The organism is Streptomyces cirratus, from assembly GCF_014650775.1.
Taxonomy (GTDB): Bacteria; Actinomycetota; Actinomycetes; order Streptomycetales; family Streptomycetaceae; genus Streptomyces; species Streptomyces cirratus.
In genome coordinates, this window is record NZ_BMVP01000005.1 from 407,479 (window position 1) to 426,818 (window position 19,340).

Annotated in this window: 16 protein-coding genes and 1 riboswitch; of the genes, 7 read left to right on the plus strand and 9 right to left on the minus strand. The window is 74.8% G+C overall.

Translation table 11 applies throughout. The features are described 5' to 3' along the window. Positions 1-19 precede the first annotated feature (19 nt). Entirely contained in the window at positions 20-868 is an 849-nt protein-coding gene (locus tag IE207_RS17200; protein WP_190185080.1) for an aldo/keto reductase, read from the plus strand. A gap of 294 nt (positions 869-1,162) precedes the next feature. Here IE207_RS17200 and IE207_RS17205 read toward each other — a convergent pair whose 3' ends face one another. Beyond that, a complete protein-coding gene (locus IE207_RS17205) occupies positions 1,163-1,909 on the minus strand; it encodes a class I SAM-dependent methyltransferase (protein WP_190185140.1) in 747 nt (248 codons plus the stop codon). A gap of 23 nt (positions 1,910-1,932) precedes the next feature. Beyond that, entirely contained in the window at positions 1,933-2,238 is a 306-nt protein-coding gene (locus tag IE207_RS17210) for a 4a-hydroxytetrahydrobiopterin dehydratase (protein ID WP_190185081.1), read from the minus strand. Positions 2,239-2,363: 125 nt separating this feature from the next. On the opposite strand from IE207_RS17210, the gene IE207_RS17215 reads away from it, so the two are divergent. After that, a complete protein-coding gene (locus tag IE207_RS17215; protein WP_190185082.1) occupies positions 2,364-3,158 on the plus strand; it encodes a helix-turn-helix domain-containing protein in 795 nt (264 codons plus the stop codon). 165 nt (positions 3,159-3,323) lie between these two features. Here IE207_RS17215 and IE207_RS17220 read toward each other — a convergent pair whose 3' ends face one another. Further along, on the minus strand, positions 3,324-4,214 hold the full coding sequence (locus IE207_RS17220; protein WP_190185083.1) for a bifunctional 5,10-methylenetetrahydrofolate dehydrogenase/5,10-methenyltetrahydrofolate cyclohydrolase: 891 nt from the start codon (positions 4,212-4,214) through the stop codon (positions 3,324-3,326). 27 nt (positions 4,215-4,241) lie between these two features. Then, positions 4,242-4,340: riboswitch (ZMP/ZTP riboswitch) on the minus strand. A gap of 86 nt (positions 4,341-4,426) precedes the next feature. On the opposite strand from IE207_RS17220, the gene IE207_RS17225 reads away from it, so the two are divergent. Beyond that, entirely contained in the window at positions 4,427-5,188 is a 762-nt protein-coding gene (locus IE207_RS17225; protein WP_190185084.1) for a methyltransferase domain-containing protein, read from the plus strand. A gap of 224 nt (positions 5,189-5,412) precedes the next feature. Continuing rightward, entirely contained in the window at positions 5,413-6,996 is a 1,584-nt protein-coding gene (locus tag IE207_RS17230) for an RNA polymerase sigma factor (protein ID WP_190185085.1), read from the plus strand. Positions 6,997-7,068: 72 nt separating this feature from the next. On the opposite strand, the gene IE207_RS17235 is transcribed toward IE207_RS17230, so the two are convergent. The 3 genes from IE207_RS17235 to IE207_RS17245 form a co-directional block, all read right to left on the minus strand. Then, positions 7,069-8,466 (minus strand): amino acid permease, encoded by a 1,398-nt coding sequence (locus tag IE207_RS17235; RefSeq protein WP_190185086.1) that lies wholly within the window; start codon positions 8,464-8,466, stop codon positions 7,069-7,071. 74 nt (positions 8,467-8,540) lie between these two features. Continuing rightward, entirely contained in the window at positions 8,541-10,652 is a 2,112-nt protein-coding gene (locus tag IE207_RS17240) for a phage holin family protein (RefSeq protein ID WP_190185087.1), read from the minus strand. Positions 10,653-10,730: 78 nt separating this feature from the next. Then, a complete protein-coding gene (locus IE207_RS17245) occupies positions 10,731-11,135 on the minus strand; it encodes a hypothetical protein (RefSeq protein ID WP_190185088.1) in 405 nt (134 codons plus the stop codon). Positions 11,136-11,237: 102 nt separating this feature from the next. Here IE207_RS17245 and IE207_RS17250 point away from each other — a divergent pair, with 102 nt between their 5' ends. Further along, a complete protein-coding gene (locus tag IE207_RS17250) occupies positions 11,238-12,014 on the plus strand; it encodes an MBL fold metallo-hydrolase (protein ID WP_190185089.1) in 777 nt (258 codons plus the stop codon). After that, a complete protein-coding gene (locus IE207_RS17255) occupies positions 12,011-12,619 on the plus strand; it encodes a DedA family protein (protein WP_229873782.1) in 609 nt (202 codons plus the stop codon). Before IE207_RS17250 ends, IE207_RS17255 begins: the two co-directional genes overlap by 4 nt. A gap of 232 nt (positions 12,620-12,851) precedes the next feature. Here the strand turns inward: IE207_RS17255 and IE207_RS17260 are convergent, their stop codons facing one another. Then, on the minus strand, positions 12,852-14,090 hold the full coding sequence (locus tag IE207_RS17260) for an aminotransferase class I/II-fold pyridoxal phosphate-dependent enzyme (RefSeq protein WP_190185090.1): 1,239 nt from the start codon (positions 14,088-14,090) through the stop codon (positions 12,852-12,854). A gap of 305 nt (positions 14,091-14,395) precedes the next feature. On the opposite strand from IE207_RS17260, the gene IE207_RS17265 reads away from it, so the two are divergent. Next, positions 14,396-15,208 (plus strand): methyltransferase domain-containing protein, encoded by an 813-nt coding sequence (locus IE207_RS17265; RefSeq protein ID WP_190185091.1) that lies wholly within the window; start codon positions 14,396-14,398, stop codon positions 15,206-15,208. Positions 15,209-15,263: 55 nt separating this feature from the next. Here IE207_RS17265 and IE207_RS17270 read toward each other — a convergent pair whose 3' ends face one another. Further along, positions 15,264-17,234 carry a DUF5107 domain-containing protein gene (locus IE207_RS17270; RefSeq protein ID WP_190185092.1) on the minus strand — a complete coding sequence of 657 codons (1,971 nt, stop codon included), beginning with the start codon at positions 17,232-17,234 and terminating at the stop codon, positions 15,264-15,266. Positions 17,235-17,350: 116 nt separating this feature from the next. Beyond that, positions 17,351-19,339, minus strand: coding sequence for a prolyl oligopeptidase family serine peptidase (locus IE207_RS17275; protein WP_190185093.1), 1,989 nt, complete (start codon positions 19,337-19,339; stop codon positions 17,351-17,353). Between the last annotated feature and the right edge of the window lies 1 nt (position 19,340).

A 19,340-nucleotide genomic window follows, 5' to 3' on the forward strand; every position in this document is an offset into this window, starting at 1 on the left:
CCGCGAGGAACGACCCGACGTGAACCAGGTCCCCGGCATCAAGCTCAACAACGGCACGCTCATGCCCCAGCTCGGCTACGGCGTCTGGCAGGTCCCGGACGACGAGGCGGAGCGGGCGGTGGGCACGGCGCTGGAGGCGGGCTACCGCAGCGTCGACACCGCCGCGATCTACGGCAACGAGAAGGGCACCGGCAAGGCGCTGGCCAATTCCGGTGTGCCGCGCGAGGAGCTGTTCGTCACCACCAAGCTGTGGAACGGCCCGTCGCAGCGCTGGGGCCGGGACGAGGTGCTGCGCGCGTTCGACGACTCGCTGGACAAGCTGGCGCTGGACTACGTCGACCTGTACCTGATCCACTGGCCGCGCCCGATGCGCGACGACGTCCTGGCCATCTGGAAGACCTTCGAGGAGATCGCCGCGAGCGGCCGGGCGAAGGCGGTCGGCGTGTCGAACTTCCGCCCGGCGGACCTGGAGCGGCTCGGTGAGGCGTCCGCCCTGGTCCCGGCGGTGAACCAGATCGAGCTGCACCCGCTCTTCCCGCAGAGCGAGCTGCGCGCCGTGAACGCCCGGCTGGGCATCACCACGGAGGCGTGGTCGCCGCTGGGGCAGGGCAAGGAGCTGCTGACCCTGCCTGCGGTCGCCTCGGTCGCCGCCAGGCACGGGCGCAGCGCCGCACAGGTGGTGCTGCGCTGGCACCTCCAGTCGGGTCACGTGGTGATCCCGAAGTCCGTCACGCCGGCGCGGATCCGGGAGAACCTGGACGTGTTCGGCTTCGAGCTCGACGCCGAGGACATGGCGGCGCTCGACGCACTGGGCTCCGGCCCGTCGGCCCACCGGATCGGCCCGGACCCGGCCGTCTTCGACGCCTGACCGGCCGGCGCCCGGCGGCCGACCGCCCGGGGGCCCGGTAGCGGCTCACGGCCAGGGCCCGCCGATGGTCCGCCCAGCTCCGAGCGCGGCTCGCGACCCGGGCCCGGCCGACAGCCGGCCCGGACCGGGAGCCGCTCACAGCTCACGGCCAGGTCCGCCCACGGCCGACCGGGGACCGGCTGGAGGCCGCCCGGGGTCCGGTCGTCGGGGGCCGATCGGGGGTGGGTAGTGGCTTGCGGACCCGGACCCGGGGGGCGGCGCGCGGGCGTGCGGGTGGCGGGTGGCGGGTGGGGGTCAGCCGTCGGCGAAGCCGCTGACGAAGCCCTGGAGGCGGTACGTCGGCTCCGGGCGCGGGGTGTCCTGGCCGGGCAGCCGCCGCAGGCGGTCCGCCAGCTCCCGCGCGCTGACGCCGCGGGGGCTGACGCGGGAGGCGTAGCGCCCGGCCAGCAGGTCGGCGGCCGCGCGGCGCGGGGTGCGGCCCTGCCCGTGGCCCGCGAACGGGGCGTCCCCGTACGGCCGCAGGCCGGCCCCGGCGGCGTAGGAGGCGACGCTCGCCGCCGCGTCCGAGGGGCCGTCCGTCAGGTGGGGGGCGAACACCTCGTCGATGTCGCTGCCCACATCGTGCGCGGCGTCCTTGTCGACGGTGGTCAGGAAGACCCCGCCGGGACGCAGCACCCGCCCGGCCTCGGCGACCACGGCCGCCACCGCGCGCGGCTCCCGCAGCAGGTGCAGCAGCCACACCGCGCTCACCGCGTCCAGCGACGCCGCCGGGAACGGCAGGCGGGTCGCGCAGGCGCGCACGACGCGCAGCCCGCGCCGCGCGGCCGTCGCGGCCATCCCGTGCGAGGCGTCGGCGCCCAGGACCCGCAGGCCGGGGCGGGTCAGCCGGGCGGTGACGATGCCGGTGCCGCAGCCCACGTCCAACAGGGTGCCCGCGGTGGGCGGGAGGAGGCCGAGGACCGCGGCGGCGGCCGCCTCGGCGCGCGGGGCGCCGCCGCGGGTGGCGTCGTAGGCGTCGGCCTCCGCGTCGTAGTCGACCAGCGGCGGCGGGCCGGCGCCAGGCATCAGCGGGCCCCGTGGGCGGGGGCCAGCGCCTCCACTCGTTCGGCGAGGGCGAGGTCGGTCTCGGTGACCGCGTCGCCGGCGCTGTGGGTGTTCACCGACACGCGGACCGTGTCGTAGCCGAGGGTGAGGTCCGAGTGGTGGTCCAACTCGTCCTGGACGACGGCGATGTGGGCGACGAGCGCGCTCGCCGCGAGGTGGCTGCCCAGCCGGTACGTGCGCTGGATCCGGTCGTCTTCGAAGGCCCAGCCCGGGAGTCCCCGCAGCCGGTCCTCGATCTCCTTCTGGGAAAGCGGCTCGCCCGACATCCACACGCTCCTTCACGACCCGGTCGGCCCCACGGCCTGACGTGGTGTCAAGGTTCCCACAGCGCGCGCCGCGGGGAAGTCCCCGCGCACCGGCACGCGCCGATTCTTGCGGCTAACGTCGGGCCATGACCTCTGCGAGTGTGGGTGCGCTGCTGCGTACGTGGCGGGTGCGGCGCGGGATCAGTCAGCTGGAACTGGCGGGGCGCGCCGGTTCCTCCTCCCGGCACATCAGCTTCGTGGAGAACGGCCGGTCCCGGCCCAGCGAGGAGATGGTGCTGCGGCTGGCGGAGCACCTCGACGTACCCGTGCGGGAACGCAACGTGCTGCTGGTGGCGGCCGGTTTCGCGCCCCGGTACGCCTGCACCCCGCTGGACGCGCCGGAGCTGGGGGTGCTGCGCGAGGGGCTGGAGCGTTTGCTGGGCGCGTACGAGCCCTACCCGGCGCTGGTGGTGGACGCGACGTACCAGGTGGTCGCGGCGAACCGGGGCATCGCGATGTTGCTGGAGGGCGTCGCGGAGCACCTGCTGGCGCCCCCGCTGAACGCGATGCGGATCACCTTGCACCCGCAGGGGCTGGCCCCGCGGATCCGCAACCTCCGCGAGTGGCGCGCGCACCTGCTGGCACAGATGGGACGGCAGATCGCGCTGGCCCGCTCGGAGCCGCTGCGGGCGCTGTACGAGGAGGTCTCGGCGTACCCGCTGGCGGAGCGTGGGCGCCCGGACGAAGGCGAACCGGCGGAGGCGACTTCACTCATCGCGCTCCCGCTGGTGATCGAGCACGCGGGACAGGTCCTGTCCTTCGTGTCGTCGATCTCCACCTTCAACACGCCGATGGACGTGACCGTCGCCGAGCTGGCCATCGAGACGCTCCTGCCGGCCGACCCGGCGACGGCGAAGTACCTGCGCTCGGCCGGCCCCTGAACCGCCCGGGCGCAGCGCGAGCCGCCGGCCACGGCGGATCGGCCTCCGTCGGGTGGTCGCGTGGAGCGGGGCTCCCGGAGCCGCGTGCGCGGCCCCGGGAGCCGGCCCGACCGTGCCGGCCGGAATCCGACGGGGTCGATCACCGGCGACGTCGGGCCGGCGGGCTCAGAGCTCCGCGAGGTCGAGGCCGGCCTGCGCGGCGGCGGCCCGGACGGTCTGTTCGAGCAGGACGGCGATGGTCATCGGGCCGACACCGCCCGGTACCGGCGTGATCAGCGAGGCGCGGGCGGCGGCCGACTCGAAGTGGACGTCGCCGACGTTGCCCTCGTTGTACCCCGCGTCCAGGACGACCGCGCCCGGCTTGATGTCCTCGCCCCGGATGAACTCCGCCTTGCCGACGGCGGCGACCAGCACGTCGGCCTGGCGCACGATCGAGGGCAGGTCCACGGTGCGCGAGTGGCAGTAGGTGACGGTGGCGTTGCGCTCCAGCAGGAGCATCCCGGCGGGCTTGCCGAGGATCGCGCTGCGGCCGACCACGACGGCGTGCTTGCCGGTGAGGTCGACGTCGTAGGCCTCCAGCAGCCGCATGATGCCGCCGGGCGTGCAGGAGACGAAGCCGGGGAGGCCGAAGCCCATGGCGGCGAAGGAGTGCATGGTGACGCCGTCGACGTCCTTGCCGGGGGCGATGGCCTCGAAGGCGGCGCGCTCGTCGATGTGGTGCGGGACGGGGTGCTGGAGCAGGATGCCGCTGATCTGCGGGTCCTCGGAGAGCTCGGTGAGGGCGGCGACGAGTTCCTGCGTGGTGGTCGCGGCCGGCAGCTCCACGTGGCGGGAGGTGATCCCGGCCTTGGCGCAACGGTTCTGCTTCATGCGTACGTAGGTGACGGACGCCGGGTCCTCACCGACCAGCACGGTCGCCAGACAGGGCGCGGTGCCGGTGCGCTCGGTGAGCCGGGCGGCGTGGGCGGCGGTCTGCTCCGAGATGCGGCGGGCGAGGGCGGTGCCGTCCATCAGCCGGGCGGTCCGGTCCGGGGTGTGGGTCTGGGCGGTCGTCATGGGGTCTCCTGAGCGTCGCTGCGGATCGCGGTTCGCCCAGGCGCGCGGCAGTCGGCGTACGGGATGCGGGTACGCCGGGCCGCTCCCCGGTGGTGATCCACCCGAACGCCAGTCACGGCCCGCCGCCCACTCTAGTCGACTGCCGCCGGGGCCCGGCGGGCCGCGTGGGCAATCCGGTGGATCACTCGGGCGCGAGCTGGGAGGATCCAGACATGACACGCACTTTCGACCATCTGGTCGCCGAGGCCGATTCCGTCTCGGTGGAGGGGTGGGACTTCTCCTGGCTCGACGGCCGGGCCACCGAACAGCGGCCCTCCTGGGGGTACCAGAAGCTGCTGGGCGAGCGGCTGGCGGCCGTCGGGTCCGCCCTGGACGTCCAGACCGGCGGCGGGGAGGTGCTCGCGGGCGCCGGGCCGCTGCCCCGCCTGACGGCGGCCACCGAGTCCTGGCCGCCGAACGTGGCCAAGGCCACGCGGCTGCTGCACCCGCTGGGCGCGGTCGTGGTCGCGGACGCCGACGAGCCGCCGCTGCCCTTCGGCGACGAGGCCTTCGAGCTGGTCAGCAGCCGGCACCCGGTGACCGTGTGGTGGGACGAGATCGCCCGCGTGCTGGCCCCCGGCGGCACGTACTTCTCGCAGCAGGTCGGTCCGGCCAGCGTCTTCGAGCTCGTGGAGTTCTTCCTGGGGCCCCAGCCGCCGCAGGTGCGGCGGGCCAGGCACCCCGAGGACGCCCTCGCCGGGGCGACGGCCGCCGGCCTGGAGGTGGTGGATCTGCGCTCCGAGCGGCTGCGCACGGAGTTCCACGACATCGGCGCCGTGGTCTACTTCTTGAGGAAGGTGATCTGGATGGTGCCGGGCTTCACGGTCGGGCACTACCGCGACCGGCTGCGCGAACTGCACGAACGGATCGAGAGTGAGGGCCCGTTCGTCGCACACACCGCCCGATTCCTCATCGAAGCCCGCAAATCGGGCTGACGAGGGGACGGGAGGAGGGCGGACGGATCGGGGCCGCATCGGGTTGCGCGGCCACAGCGTGGCGCAGGTCACTCAATTCAGCGCGTAACGAATCGACTCGGGCGTGCGATGAACCGACAGGTGTCCTCGCGCAGCCCGGAATACAGAGCCCCCTCGGGTCCGTTTCCCGAGTTCGCGCGATGATGTCCCGCCCACCTTTAATTGTTCGCAACGAGAGGCTCCTTGTGTCGCTCAGCCCGTCCCGTACGTTCCCTCCGGAGATCGCCGAATCGGAGGCCCTCGTCGCGCTCGTCGAGCGCGGCCGCGAGCAGGGTCACATCAACGGTGACGATGTGCGTCAGGCCTTCGAGGCCGGCCGCATCCCGGTGGACCAGTGGAAGCGGGTCCTGCGCAGCCTGAACCAGGTCCTGGACGAGGAGGGTGTCGCCCTGCACGTCAGCGCGGCGCCCGCCACGAAGGCCGCCGTCAAGAAGCCCCGCAAGGCGGCGGCCGCGCCGGCCCGCACCGTGACCAAGAAGGCGACGGCCGCGCCGCGCCCCATCGGCGCGCGCAAGGCATCGGCCAGTGCGGCCCCCGCCACCGCGGCGGCGATATCCGCTTCGCCGGCCGCCGAGGACGAGGTGACGGCCGAGGCCGCCGCCGAGCCCAAGAAGCGCGTGGTCAAGAAGACCGCCGCCAAGAAGGCCACGGCCACGAAGAAGACCGCCGCGGCGAAGAAGACCGGCGCCAAGGATTCCGACGAGGCCGAGACCCCGGTCGTCGAGGGCGAGGACTGGGCGGCCGAGGACCTCGCCGACGAGGCCGAGGAAGAGGCTCCCAAGGCCGGCGGCACCCAGGGCTTCGTACTTTCCGACGACGACGAGGACGACGCCCCGGCGCAGACGGTCATGGTGGCCGGCGCCACCGCCGACCCCGTCAAGGACTACCTCAAGCTGATCGGCAAGGTGCCGCTCCTCAACGCCGAGCAGGAGGTCGAGCTCGCCAAGCGCATCGAGGCGGGTCTGTTCTCCGAGTACAAGCTCGAAGAGGAGGACGACCACAAGCCCGCGTTCAAGCGCGAGCTGGAGATCCTCGTCGAGGACGGCCGCCGCGCGAAGAACCACCTGCTGGAGGCCAACCTCCGCCTCGTGGTCTCGCTCGCCAAGCGCTACACGGGCCGCGGCATGCTCTTCCTGGACCTGATCCAGGAGGGCAACGTCGGTCTGATCCGCGCCGTGGAGAAGTTCGACTACACCAAGGGCTTCAAGTTCTCCACGTACGCGACCTGGTGGATCCGGCAGGCGATCACCCGCGCCATGGCCGACCAGTCCCGCACCATCCGCATCCCCGTGCACATGGTCGAGATCATCAACAAGCTGGCCCGGGTGCAGCGCCAGATGCTCCAGGACCTCGGCCGGGAGCCCACTCCGGAGGAGCTGGGCAAGGAACTCGACATGACCCCCGAGAAGGTCATCGAGGTCCAGAAGTACGGCCGTGAGCCGATCTCCCTGCACACCCCGCTGGGTGAGGAGGGCGACAGCGAGTTCGGTGACCTCATCGAGGACTCCGAGGCCGTGGTCCCGGCCGACGCGGTGTCCTTCACCTTCCTCCAGGAGCAGCTCCAGTCGATCCTGGGCACGCTCTCCGAGCGCGAGGCGGGCGTCGTGTCCATGCGCTACGGCCTCAACGACGGCCAGCCGAAGACGCTGGACGAGATCGGCCGCGTCTACGGGGTCACCCGTGAGCGCATCCGCCAGATCGAGTCCAAGACCATGTCGAAGCTGCGCCACCCGTCGCGTTCCCAGGTGCTGCGCGACTACCTGGACTGACCGGACCGGGAGACGGAAAACCGGCCCGGGCCCCGTACGTACGGGGCCCGGGCCGGTTTTCCGTGTTGCCGCTCAGGCGGTGGCGCGGGACTTGCGCGCGGCCATCACGGCGTAGCAGAAGACGCCCGCGAAGAGGAACAGGACTCCCTGGTAGACGGCCGCGTAGCCGGATCCGGCCACCAGCCACAGGGAGAAGGCGAAGGCGAGGCAGGCCAGGACGGCGTCGCGGACCAGCCGGCCGCGCCGGACGCGGCCGCGCTGTCCGGAGGCCAGGAAGTAGATCTGCGCGGCGGTGGACAGCAGGTAGGGGACGGTCGCCGTGAAGGTGGTGACCAGCACCAGCACCTCGAAGACGCCGTCGCTGCCGGCCGTGTAGTTGTAGACGGTCAGGCCGGAGGCCAGGGCGGCGGTCACGAGGACGCCGGCCACCGGCACCCCGCGCCGCTTGGTCTCGAATGCCTTGGGGAAGAGCCCGTCACGGGCGGCCGCGTACGGGGTCTGCGCGCTGAGCAGCGTCCAGCCGTTGAGGGCGCCGACCATCGAGATCACCGCGGCGCAGGCGACCACGGTGCCGCCCCAGGTGCCGCCGAACATGACGTCGACGGCGTCGGAGAAGGGCGCCTGGGAGGTGACGAGCCGGTCGTGTGCGACCAGTCCGAAGACCGACAGGGTGCCCAGCAGGTAGACAGCGGCCGCGCCGGTCGTGCCGAGGACGGTGGCCCGGCCGACGTTGCGGGCCGGGTCGCGGACCTCGCCGGCGCTGACGGCTGCGGATTCGATGCCGAGGTAGCTGAACAGCAGGATCGCGGCGGAGGCGGAGACCGCGCCGACGGGGCCCTGGCCGGTGGCCTGGAACGGGCCGAGGTTCGCCGGGTCGAAGGCGAACAGTCCGCCGACGGCCACCACCAGGAGCGGGGCGAACTTGAGGACGGTCGAGACGAGTTGGACGGCGCCCACGTACCGGGTGCCGGCCAGGTTCGCGAGCGCCGGCAGCCACTGCACGGCGAGGGCGCCCAGGCACATGGACCACGTGTGGTCCCCCAGCGCCGGGCAGAGCACGCGGAGGTAGCCGACGGCGGCCACGGCGAGGGCCGCGTTCGAGACCCAGGTGGTGATCCAGTAGCTCCACGCGGCGAGGAACCCGGCGAAGTCACCGAAGGCGGCGCGGGCGTAGACGTACGGGCCGCCGGTCTGCGGGTGCCGCTCGGCGAGCCGGCCGAAGACCAGGGCGAGGGCGATCGCACCGAGGGTGAGGACGCCGAAGGCGACGAGACTGATCGTGCCGAAGGGGGCCACCGAGGCGGGCAGGAGGAAGATGCCGCCGCCGATGATGTTGCCCATGACCAGGCAGGTCGCGATCGGCAGGCCGAAGCGGCGGGCGTGCGGGCCGCTCGCGCCGTCGGCGGTCGCCGGTGCGGGCGCGGGCGTGGTCGCGGGGGCGGAGTCCGGGGTGTGCAGGGTGGTGCTCACGGGTGGTGCGCCTCAGGTGTTTCATATGCTGGACGGGTCGACTTATCGTCGTGCACACGAAAAGCCGCGACAAATCAGCGGTTTTCGTCCTGTACGGGCACCCTTGCGGACGGAAACATTCCGCTTGATGTGGCTTCCGGCCGGGAATCCTCCGTCGGCGCCGCCACCGGCACCTGCGGCCCGTCCGCCTCCCGCAGCCAGCGCCGAAGGACGCGGTGCACGGCTTCCGCGCCGACCAGTGCGGGTCCCGGTTCCGACAGTTCCGGCGGCCACATCAAGAACGCCTGCCCCTGCTCCCCGCCGAGGCCGCCGTGCGAGCCGATCTGCTCCTCGAAGGCGTGCACCACCCCGGTCCGCGGGTCGCACGCCGAGTTGACCATGATGTCGGCCACGTGCGGGAAGGAGTCCGTCCGGCGCACGGCCCCGGCCGCGCCGGGGCCGAAGCCCGCCAGCAGCGCCTCCGCCTCGCCGGGCCGGTCCAGCCGGGCCACCGCGCCGTCCGGGCCCAACACCTCACCGTCCACGAGGAGGAAGCCGACCCCCGGGTGGTTGGCCAGGGTGGGCAGCAGGGCGGGGTGGACCCGCTCGATCCAGGCCCGGCCCGCCCGCCCCGGCACGTCCGGGAAGGAGATCAGCCCGAGGTTGCCCGAGGCCAGCACCACCGGGTCGGAACCCGTCGCCGGGTGCGCCTCCTCCCCCTCCTCCACCGGCCGGTGCAGGGCGGCGAGCACCGCCGCCCGGGCCTCGGCGCCGCTGCGGGTGCGACCGGCCCGGCGGGAGACCGGCAGCCCGCAGCCCGCCCGCACCAGGTCCTTCAAGGTGAGCCCGTAGCGGCCGAGGAAGGTCTCCCCCGGGCTCTGGCCGTGGTCCGAGAGCAGCACGATCCGGTAGGCGCGGGGGGCGTGCTCGGCGACCCGGGTGATCAGCGCGAGGCTGCGGTCGAGCCGGGCCAGCACCCGGTCGGTGTCCCGGCCGTGGGGTCCCGAGTGGTGCGCGACCTCGTCGTAGGCCACGAGGTCCGCGTAGACGGCGGCGCGGCCCGCGAGCATGTCCCCGATCACCGCCGCGACGACCACGTCCCGTTCGACGACGGTCGCGAAGGCCCGGATCAGCGGGTACAGGCCCCCGCGGCCGACGCGCGGGCTCTGGCGGCGGGCCCGGGCCCGTAGCGACTGGCCGATCTCCCGGCCCACCTCGGCGACGAAGGAGACGGCGGTGCGCACGGCGTTGGCCGGGTCCGAGAAGTACGCGAAGTAGCCCGCGCGGGACCGGTTGGCGCGCCCGCGCCGGGCGGAGAGGGAGAGCACCAGCGCGAGCTGGTCCGCGCCCCCGCTGAACAGGTTGCCGCGGCTGGCCCCGTCGAGGGTGAGCAGGCCGCCGTCCCCGGTACGGGCGATGGCGCGGCGCTGGAGCTCGGCGGCGCTGGCCGGGCGGTTGCAGACCATCACCTCGCCGGTGTCCTTCTCGTACCAGCGGAAGGCCGGCACGTCGAAGGTCGAGCCGTGCAGGATGCCGAGCTGACTCGCGCCGGTCTGGCTGGACCAGTCCGTGCGCCAGGGCACGAGGCGGTGGCCCCGCTCCAGCAGGCCGGCCGCCGTCGGCATCAGACCGCGTTCCAGGGCCCGGCGCAGTTCCTCGTGGCCGACCCCGTCCAGTTGCAGGAAGACCAGGCCGGGAGCCGGCCGGCGGGCGTCGCCCGCCCGGGAGCCGCGCCCGCGCCGGCGGCGCCGGTCGGCGAGCCGGTAGAGCCTGCGGCGGTACGCCTCGTCGTCCCGCACGGCGAGCGCGGTGGAGGTCGCCGACGCCACCGCGGACATCGCCGCGGCGACGACCACCGCCGTCTCGGGGGCCACCTCGCCGTGGCCGTCGGGAATCAGGCCGATCGCGATCAGCAGCAGCGAGCCGTTGAGGAAGAAGACGAGCAGGCCGAGCACCAGTGCGGGCACCAGCAGCAGGGCCCGTACCAGCAGCGGCCACACCAGCGCGCTCAGCAGCCCGAAGGCCCCCGTACCCCAGGCGGCCGTCAGGCCGGTCCGGGTGGGGCTGTCGCCACCGGGGCCCTCCGCCTGGAGGCGGAAGTCCGGCAGGACGCCCGCGAGCACCAGCATGGTGAGCGTCGACACCGCCCACACGAGGATCACCCGCACCAGCGCACTGCCCGCCGTGCGCCACCACCGTCGGCCCACGCCGCACCCCCCGTTCCCGGTCTCCCCCGCCAGCGTCGCACGGCCGGGGTCGTACGGGAGGGGCGCCCGGATTCGGTTCTACGTCCCGTCGTAGCCGGCGGTCGGCATGGAGAGCCTGCGGTGCACTTCGGCCTTCATGGCGGAGGTGTACGCCGGTTCGTCCTGCCCGGCGGTCTCCAGCCGTACGCCGCGCCGCTCGCACTCGGCCGTGAACTCCTCGACGGAGCGCAGCGCGCGGGCCAGGACCCGGCGGTTGGCGGTGACGAACAGGTCGACCTGCCCGGCGTCGATGTCGCGCCAGAGCCCGCAGTGGTCGGCGCGCAGGCCGTAGACCAGCAGGTGCCGTGTCACGACGTACCCGTGTTCGGCGGCCCAGCGCGCGCACATGGCGTGCTGACCGCGGGTGTCCACGGCGAAGGGGTCGGCGTCGAGTTCTTCGAGCGGGGCCAGGCTGGCGATCGCGGCCACGCGCAGCGCATCCATGGCGCGAGACCCTACTCCGATCCCCGTCCGGGGAGGAGGGGGCGACCGGTCACGGTTGCGCGCCCTTCGGCCTACCCTCGGGGGACGAGGAGGGAGAGCCACGTGGCGGTGGAGATCACCTGGTGGGGGCATGCCACTTGCACGGTGGTGGACTCCGGTGTGCGGGTGCTGACGGACCCGCTGTTCGCGCGCAGGCTCGCGCACTTGCGCAGGCGGCGCGGGGCGCTGCCGCCGCCGGAGGCGGCCGACGCGGACGTGGTGCTCATCTCGCACCTGCACGCCGACCATCTGCACCTGCCGTCGCTGGCCGGGCTCGCGCCCGGCACCCGGCTGCTGGTGCCGCGCGGGGCGGTGGGGGCCGTGCCGGGGCTGGCGCGGACCGCGGGCGCGCGCGGGCTGTCGGTGACGGAGGTGGCGCCGGGCGAGGAGGTCACGGTGGGCGGTGGGCTGCGCGTACGGGCGGTCGGCGCGCGGCACGACGGCCGGCGGCTGCCGTTCGGGCCGCAGCGGGCACCGGCGCTCGGGTACGTGGTGCGGGGCTCGGCGCGGACGTACTTCGCCGGGGACACCGGGCTGTTCGACACCATGGCCGAGGAGGTCGGGCCGGTGGACGTGGCGCTGCTGCCGGTGGGCGGCTGGGGGCCGTACCTGGGGCCGGGGCACCTGGACGCGGGCCGGGCGGCGCGGGCACTGGCGGAGCTGGAGCCCGCGGCGGCGGTCCCGGTGCACTACGGGACGTACTGGCCGATCGGCTTGGACGCGGTCCGGCCGCACGAATTCCACGCCCCGGGGACCGAGTTCGTGCGCCTCGCGGCCCGGCTGGCACCGAAGGTGGCGGTACGGGCCCTCGCGCACGGCGAGCGGGTGCGGCTGCCGTGACGCTGTGGCAGGACGCGGCGCACAGCACCCAGCAGGCCGTGGGCTACCCGGCGTTGTTCGTGCTGGTCGCGCTGGGCGCGCTGGTGCCGGTGATCCCGACGGGGGCGCTGGTGAGTTCGGCGGCGGTGGTGGCGTTCCATCAGCAGACGCTGCCGTTCGGGCTGCTGCTGGTGTTCGGGCTGGCCTCGCTCGCGGCCTTCCTCGGGGACCTGGCGCTGTACTGGCTGGGGCGCAGCGGAGTGCGCTCGCGGGGCGGCTCGCGGTGGCTGGAGCGACTGCGGGGCCGGGCCACGCCCGAGCGGCTTGCGCGGGCGCAGCGCCGGCTGGACGAGCACGGGGTGCTGGTGCTGGTGGTCTCGCGGCTGGTCCCGGCGGGGCGGGTACCGGTGATGCTGGCGTGCCTGCTGGCGGAGTTGCCGCTGCGGCGGTTCGCGCGGGGCGACGGTCCGGCGTGCCTGGCGTGGGCCGGCACGTACGGGCTGATCGGGATACTGGGCGGGTCGCTGTTCTCCCAGCCGTGGAAGGGCGTGGCCGTGGCGGTGGGCGTGACGCTGCTGATCAGCGCGGCCCCGCCGCTGTGGCACCGGCTGCGTCCGGCGCCCTGAGCGGGGCCCGAGCGGTGGAGGCCGCGGTGGGCGGGCCCCACAGGCTCTCGCCCCGCACCCAACCGGCGTGTCCCGCACAGGTGACGGTGACGGTTGCGGGGGCGGCGGGGCAGGCCGGGGATGCCGGTGAGGCCCTCGGCGGGGCGACTCGGAGACGGGCGTCGCGGACAGGTGTCGTCGCCCTGTCGGGGCCGGCGACGTCCCTGTGGTCTACGCCCGCTACGGGGCCGGCTCAGTCGGCCAGCTCCGCCAGCACCGAGCGGAGCCGGTCCAGGGAGGCCTGGACGTGGGGCAGTTCCAGGGGGTGCCGGGCGTTGAGGGAGGCCAGCCGCTCCCCGGGCCCGGCGCCCAGCAGCGGTCCCGTCGACAGGCGCACTCGCAGCGCGTCGGGCGAGTCCGCGAACCGCTGGCCGCCGGGCGTGGGCGCCCCCAGCCGGGCGCCGAGCCAGTCCTCCAGTTCCATCGCGTCGCCCACCCCGTGCCGGGCCAGCCCGGCCCGGAGCGGGGTGAGGTCCGCGTAGAGGTGGCGGCCGGCCTGCGGGGGCCGGGCGAACGCCCCGGCGACGAGCAGCTCGTGGTGCGCGGCGGTGGCCACCGCGCCGTGCAGGGCGGCGGCCGCGTAGGCCCGTTCGCCGACGGCGTCGGGTTCGTCGAGCGCGTGCGCGGCGGCCCCGGCGACCGGGCCGGCGACGAGCGCGCCGGTGGCGGTGAGGACGTCGAGCGTGCGTGCCCGCAGCCAGGTTCCGCGCGCGGTGCCGGGGAAGCGGACCACCGCCGCGGGCCAGCCGGCCGGCAGCAGGGACCCGGACAGGTCGACCAGTACGGCGGCCCGGTCGGGGAGCATCTCGGCGGGGCTCAGCACCAGCGTCTCGTACGGCCGGTGCACGGTGTCCCGCCAGCTCTCGTCGCTGACCACGAACAGCCCGGCCGACTCGGCGGCCTCGCACGCCTCGCGGAGCATCTCGGGCGGCGGCACGGTGGCGGTCGGGTCGTCGGCGACGGACAGCAGCAGGACGCGCGGGTCACCACCCTCGGCCCTTACCCGCCTCACGGTTTCGAGCAGGGCGTACGGGTCCGGTACGCCGCCGCACTCCGCGGGCGTCGGGACGTGGTAGGCCCGCCGTCCCAGCAGGCGGATCTGTGGGGTCCACCAGGCGGGACAGGGCCGGGGCAGCAGCACGTCGCCCCCGTACGCGCCGAGCAGCGCGAGCAGCAGACCTGGCGCGCCGGGGCCGGAGGCGACGTCCTCGGGCCGGGTGGGCAGTCCGCGCCGGGCCCAGAAGCCGCAGGCGGCCTCGCGGACCGCGTCCCCGCCGCCCGGCGGCTCCGGGGTGGCCCGTCCGGCCGCCCGGGCGAGGACGGCGGTGAGTTCGGGCAGGACCGGGAGGCCGGGCTGCGGGGCGGGCGGCCCGTAGCGGACGTTGCCCCGCTCCTCCGCCGTGGTCCTCCGCGGCCCCGCCGTGCCCGACATCGCGCCTCCGCCTTCCGTCGTTCCGCCGTCCGGTCCCCCCGGTCGCCCTCACCGCCGGATCATGCCCTTCATACGGTTGTTCACCCGTTGTCGCCCGCCCGGCCGCGTCGGCTTGGGCGCCCACCGGCCTCCGGCGCTGTCGGCCCCCACGAGGCCCACTGTCCTCGCACACCATTCGACCTGCCACCTTCCGGGGCCGATCCCTTGTCCGCAAAGCAGTGAGTCCACATGTCAATACGCATATCTCAGATGTCGAGCGGATCCCCTACGGTGATCACACGCTTCGACGAAGAGGAGTCACCGCCATGAAGGAGCCCGTCGTCTACACGCACGGCCACCACGAGTCGGTCCTGCGTTCGCACCGCTGGCGCACCGCCGAGAACTCGGCCGCGTACCTGATCGGTGAACTCCGTCCGGGCATGTCGGTCCTCGACGTGGGCTGCGGTCCCGGCACCATCACCGCGGACCTGGCGGAACTGGTGTCCCCGGGCGGCCGGGTCACGGCGGTCGACTCGGCGGCGGGCGTACTGGAACAGGCCCGGGCGTACGTGGAGCGGCGCGCACCCGCAGTGCCCGTCGAGTTCGCCACGGCGGACGTGCACGCGCTGGACTTCCCGGACGACACCTTCGACGTGGTCCACGCACACCAGGTGCTCCAGCACGTCGGGGACCCGGTACGGGCGCTGCGCGAGATGCGGCGCGTGTGCCGGCCGGGCGGCGTCGTCGCGGCGCGGGACGCGGACTACGCGGCGATGACGTGGTTCCCCCGGACGCCGGGCCTGGAGGAGTGGCAGGGCCTATACCGGCGGGTGGCGCGGGCCAACGGCGGGGAGCCGGACGCGGGACGGCGGCTGCTGTCGTGGGCGCGGGCCGCCGGCTTCACCGAGGTGGCGGCCTCGGCGACGGCCTGGTGCTACGCCACCGCGGAGGAGGTCGCCTGGTGGTCCGGCCTGTGGGCGGACCGCACGACGGAGTCGGCGTACGCCGCGATCGCGACCTCCGGCGGCCACGCCACGGCGGCCGGACTGGCCGCGATCGCCGAGGCCTGGCACGCGTGGGGCGCGGCCCCGGACGCGTGGTTCTCGGTCCTGAACGGGGAGGTCCTGGCCCGCGCGTAGGGTCGGGGGCAGGGGCGCGCGCGGGAACGGGCCACAGGTTTCAGCAGGCCTGGCGTCAGGGCGACTTCGGCCGCATGCGGAAGTCGTAGGCCGGGGGCAGGGGGCGGTCCGTGAGGGTCGACCAGATCTGTTCCAGGGTCTCCTCCCCCTCGCGCAGGTCCGGCACCTCGAAGCCGTCCTCGAAGACCCTCCGGGCCGCGCCGAGGTGGCCCTCCGCCGCCAGCAGCCGCGCCGCGAGGAGCCGGAAGCGGCCGTGTTCGCGCAGGGCGGGCCGCAGCCGGTCCCAGACGGAACGGGCCTCGGTGAGGCGGCCGGCCGCCAGGAGGGCCGCGAGCGCCTCCCGCCCCAGCGCCGACTCCGCCGCGAGCCACGGTTCTGCGCCCCGGCTCTCCTGCGCCAGGTCGTCGAAGGCCTCCGTGTACCGGTCCGCGGCCCGTTCGGCGTCACCGGCCAGCGCGTCGGCCACCGCCAGGCACCTCAGCAGCGGCCACCGCGAGGGCGCGAGCGCCAGGCCCCGCTCCCAGCTGCGTACGGCCTGGGCCACGTCGCCGGCGTGCCACTGGGCGACACCCAGGTGGTACTCGGTCAGCGGGTCCGCGGGGGCGGTCTCCAGCATGTCCCGCCAGTGCGGGGCCACCAGGGTGTCCCCCGGTGGGGCCACCCTGCGCGGGGCGGGGAAGACCCCCGTCCGCCACAGCTCCAGCCACGGCGCCTGGGCCTCCTCCAGCGTCGATTCCGGGAACGGGGTGCCGGGCAGCTTGAAACCGCCGCACAGCACCTCCAGCGCGCCCCACCCGGAGCCCGTCGCGAGCCGCTCCCCCGGTGTCTCGTCCGCCGAGCGGCGCCACGCCGCGTACGCCTCCTCCACCCGCTCGGCGGGCAGCGCGGCGTCCAGCGCCGCCGCGGCCGCGCCGCGCGCCGCCGCCCAGTCGGGGCCGTGCACGGCGGCGGGGTCCGCGTCGAGGGGCCCGTACGCCTCCAGCCAGTCGAACTCCGCCCCGGGCTCCAGGCGCACGTGCTCCAGCTGGGTGCGGGCCAGCCCGGCCTGGATCTCGGCGTAGCCGCCCGTACCGGGCTCGGTGAGCCACTCCTGCCACCGCCGGCCGCCGTCGCCCGAGCCCCAGGTGAACAGCTTGCGCCCGCGCAGCAGCCCGGTGGAGGTCTGTACGAGCCCGCGGCCCTCGGCGTCGAGTGCGGCGATCCAGGGCCGCACGCCGTCCGGGACCTCGTAGAAGTAGTCGGCGGGGTGCGTGCTGCGCGGCGGGTACGTGCGGTCCGCGTCCTCCCACTCGGGGACCGGGATCCGCCGCAGCGAGCGCTCGTACCCGAAGTGCCAGGCCTCGTCCGCCGGGGCCAGCACCCGGCTGCCGGGGTCGTCGGGGACGGCGGTGTTGGACCACCAGTAGACGGGGGCGGGCCGCTCGTGCGGGTTGCGGACGCGGACGCCCACGTACAGGAACTCCGAGTCCTGCGGCAGCCACAGGTCCACCTGGAACGGCAGGTCCCGCAGCCGCTCCCACTCCCACAGCCGGACCATCTCGCCGCCGTCCGGCGCCGGGACGAGCGCGGCGTGCAGCGGGGCGCAGGACAAGGTGGTGTGGCCGGTCGCGCCGGTGTTCCATTCCACGCCGCCGGAGAACCAGGCTCCGTTGAGTGCGAAGTTCGCCGGCTGGAACACCGGGTTGCGGTAGAGGAGTTCGCGCCCGCTGGGGAGGTGCACCAGCGAGTGGATCCGCCCGCCGAGTCCGGGCAGTACGGTGACGCGCAGATGGGCGTTCTCGATGACCACCGCTTCGAAGTCCCGTTTGCGCCGGTCGCGCCGGTACCCGTCGCGGATCCGGACCGGCAGCAGTGAACGCAGCGGTTCGTAGCCGATCTGGCGGGCCATGTCGCGCGGCAGCCCACGGCGCGCCCGCTCGTCCAGTACGTGAACCTCGGCGGGCGCGCGCAGGGCGGGCAGGGGGTTCTCGGGGCCCAAGGGGGCGGCGGGGAGGGTGAGGAGAGCACGTCGGACGGTGGTGGCCATGAAGGAATGGAACACGCCGTACCGGCCGGTGCACAGGGGTTCCGCGGATCACCACCGGTCAGGATTACGCAAAGCGGTGGCCTACGGTCCGGTCGGCACCGCCCGGACGGGGTGCGTCAGGGCTCCAGTGGCAGCTCCGGAACGTCCGTGCGGTCGAGACCGAACACCTGGACGTAGAGGGAGAGTTCCGCTTCCAGGGCGCGGACCATGGTGTCCGCTCGCCGGAAGCCGTGCCCCTCGCCCTCGAAGGTGACGTAGGCGTGCGGCACCGAGTGGCCGCGCAGGGCGGCCAGGAAGCGCTCCGCCTGGGCCGGCGGGCAGACCGGGTCATCGAGGCCTTGCAACAGGACGAAGGGGGCGGTGATCCGGTCGGCGCGGGCCACCGGCGAGCGCTCGCGGCAGCGTACGCCCAGGGTCTGCGGCGGCCCGGCCAGGCCGTCGACGTAGTGGGACTCCAGGTCGTGGGTCTCCTCCGCGAAGCCCGTCAGGTCCAGCACGGGGTAGATGATCGCCGCGCAGGCGTACAGGTCGGTCGCGGCGAGGGAGGCCGCCGCCGTCCAGCCGCCCGCGCTGGCGCCGCGGATCGCGAGCCGGTCCGGGTCGGCGGTGCCCTCGGCGGCCAGCGCCCGGGCCACGGCCGCGCAGTCCTCCACGTCGACCACGCCCCACTGCTCGCGCAGCCGCTCGCGGTAGGCACGCCCGTAGCCGGAGGAGCCGCCGTAGTTCACCTCGACCACGCCGATGCCCCGCGAGGTGAAGTAGGCGATGTGCAGGTCCAGTACGGGCGGGACGTGGTCGGTGGGGCCGCCGTGGGCCCACACCACGTACGGGGGTAGTTCGTCGGCGGGCGCCGGCCGGTCGGGGTGGTGGGGCGGGTAGACGTGGGCGTGGATCTCCCGGCCGCCCGGGCCGAGGAAGGTGCGGCTCTGCGGCTCCGGGTAGTACGCGGGGTCCACGGGGTCCGCGGCCCGGGCGCCGATGACCCGCGCGTGGCCGGAGGCGGTGTCCAGCTCGACCACCTCGTAGCCGCTGCGCGGGCTGGCGGCGACCCCGTACACCCGGGTGTCGTGGACGGCGAGGGTGGGCTGCCAGGCCGTCCAGGGCCCGGCCGCGTCGACCAGGTCGCCGGTGTCGGGGTCGAGCACGCCGAGCACCGAGGAGCCCTGGCCGTGCAGGACGGCGACCAGCCGGTCCGGCAGCGGGACGAGCCAGCGCAGGCCCGGCTTCCACAGCGGGCCGCCGAACTCCTCCTCGCGCGGGCACAGGTTGACGGCCTCGCCGGTGGCCGGGTCGACGCGGTACGGGTTCCACCAGCCGCCGCGGTCGCTCACCGCGAGGAGGGTCCCGTCGGCGGCCCACTCCACCTGGGCCACGGCCTCGTCGGGGCCGCCGAGGACGGTGCGCGGCTCCACGAGGACTCCGGACCCGGTGACTTCGGCCAGCACCAGTTCGGTGCCGTCCCAGGGCATCCGCGGGTGGTCCCACACCAGCCGGGCCACGTACCGCCCGTCGGGTGAGATCCGGGGTCCGGTGGTGAAACGGTGCCGGTCGTCCGCCAGCTCCCGCACCAGGGACCGGTCGGCGGCGGCCGAACCGTCCAGCGGTACGGCGGCCGGCACGCGGCGTACGTCGGTGGGCGCCGGTCCGGTGAACTCCTCCAGCACGCACCACACCTCGCCGCCGCGCAGCACCGGGTCGGCCCAGCGCAGCCCGCCGCCGACCGCGGACAGGGGGGTGAGGGGCCTGGGCGGGGGGTTGCCGGGCGCGTCCGGCTCGTACGCGTACAGCCGCTGGTCGGCGTGGTGGACGAAGACCACCAGCGGGCCGCCGGTGGCGCGTTCGGTACCGGCCCACGGGCGGCCGCCGTACTCGGTGAGCCGGCTGCGGACGTTCCAGGGCGCGTCCAGCACCGACCGCTCGGGGCCCCCGTCGGCGGGCCTGCGGACCAGGGTGCGGCGGCCGCCTTCGGCCGGCCGGGGTTCGGTCCACCACACCTCGGGTCCCACGGTGCCCACGTACTCGGGGCGCCCGTCGAGCGAGGCGGCCAGCGCGGCGTCGATGGGCGAGGGCCAGCTCCCGTAGGACCCGGCCGGGGGTGCCGTCATC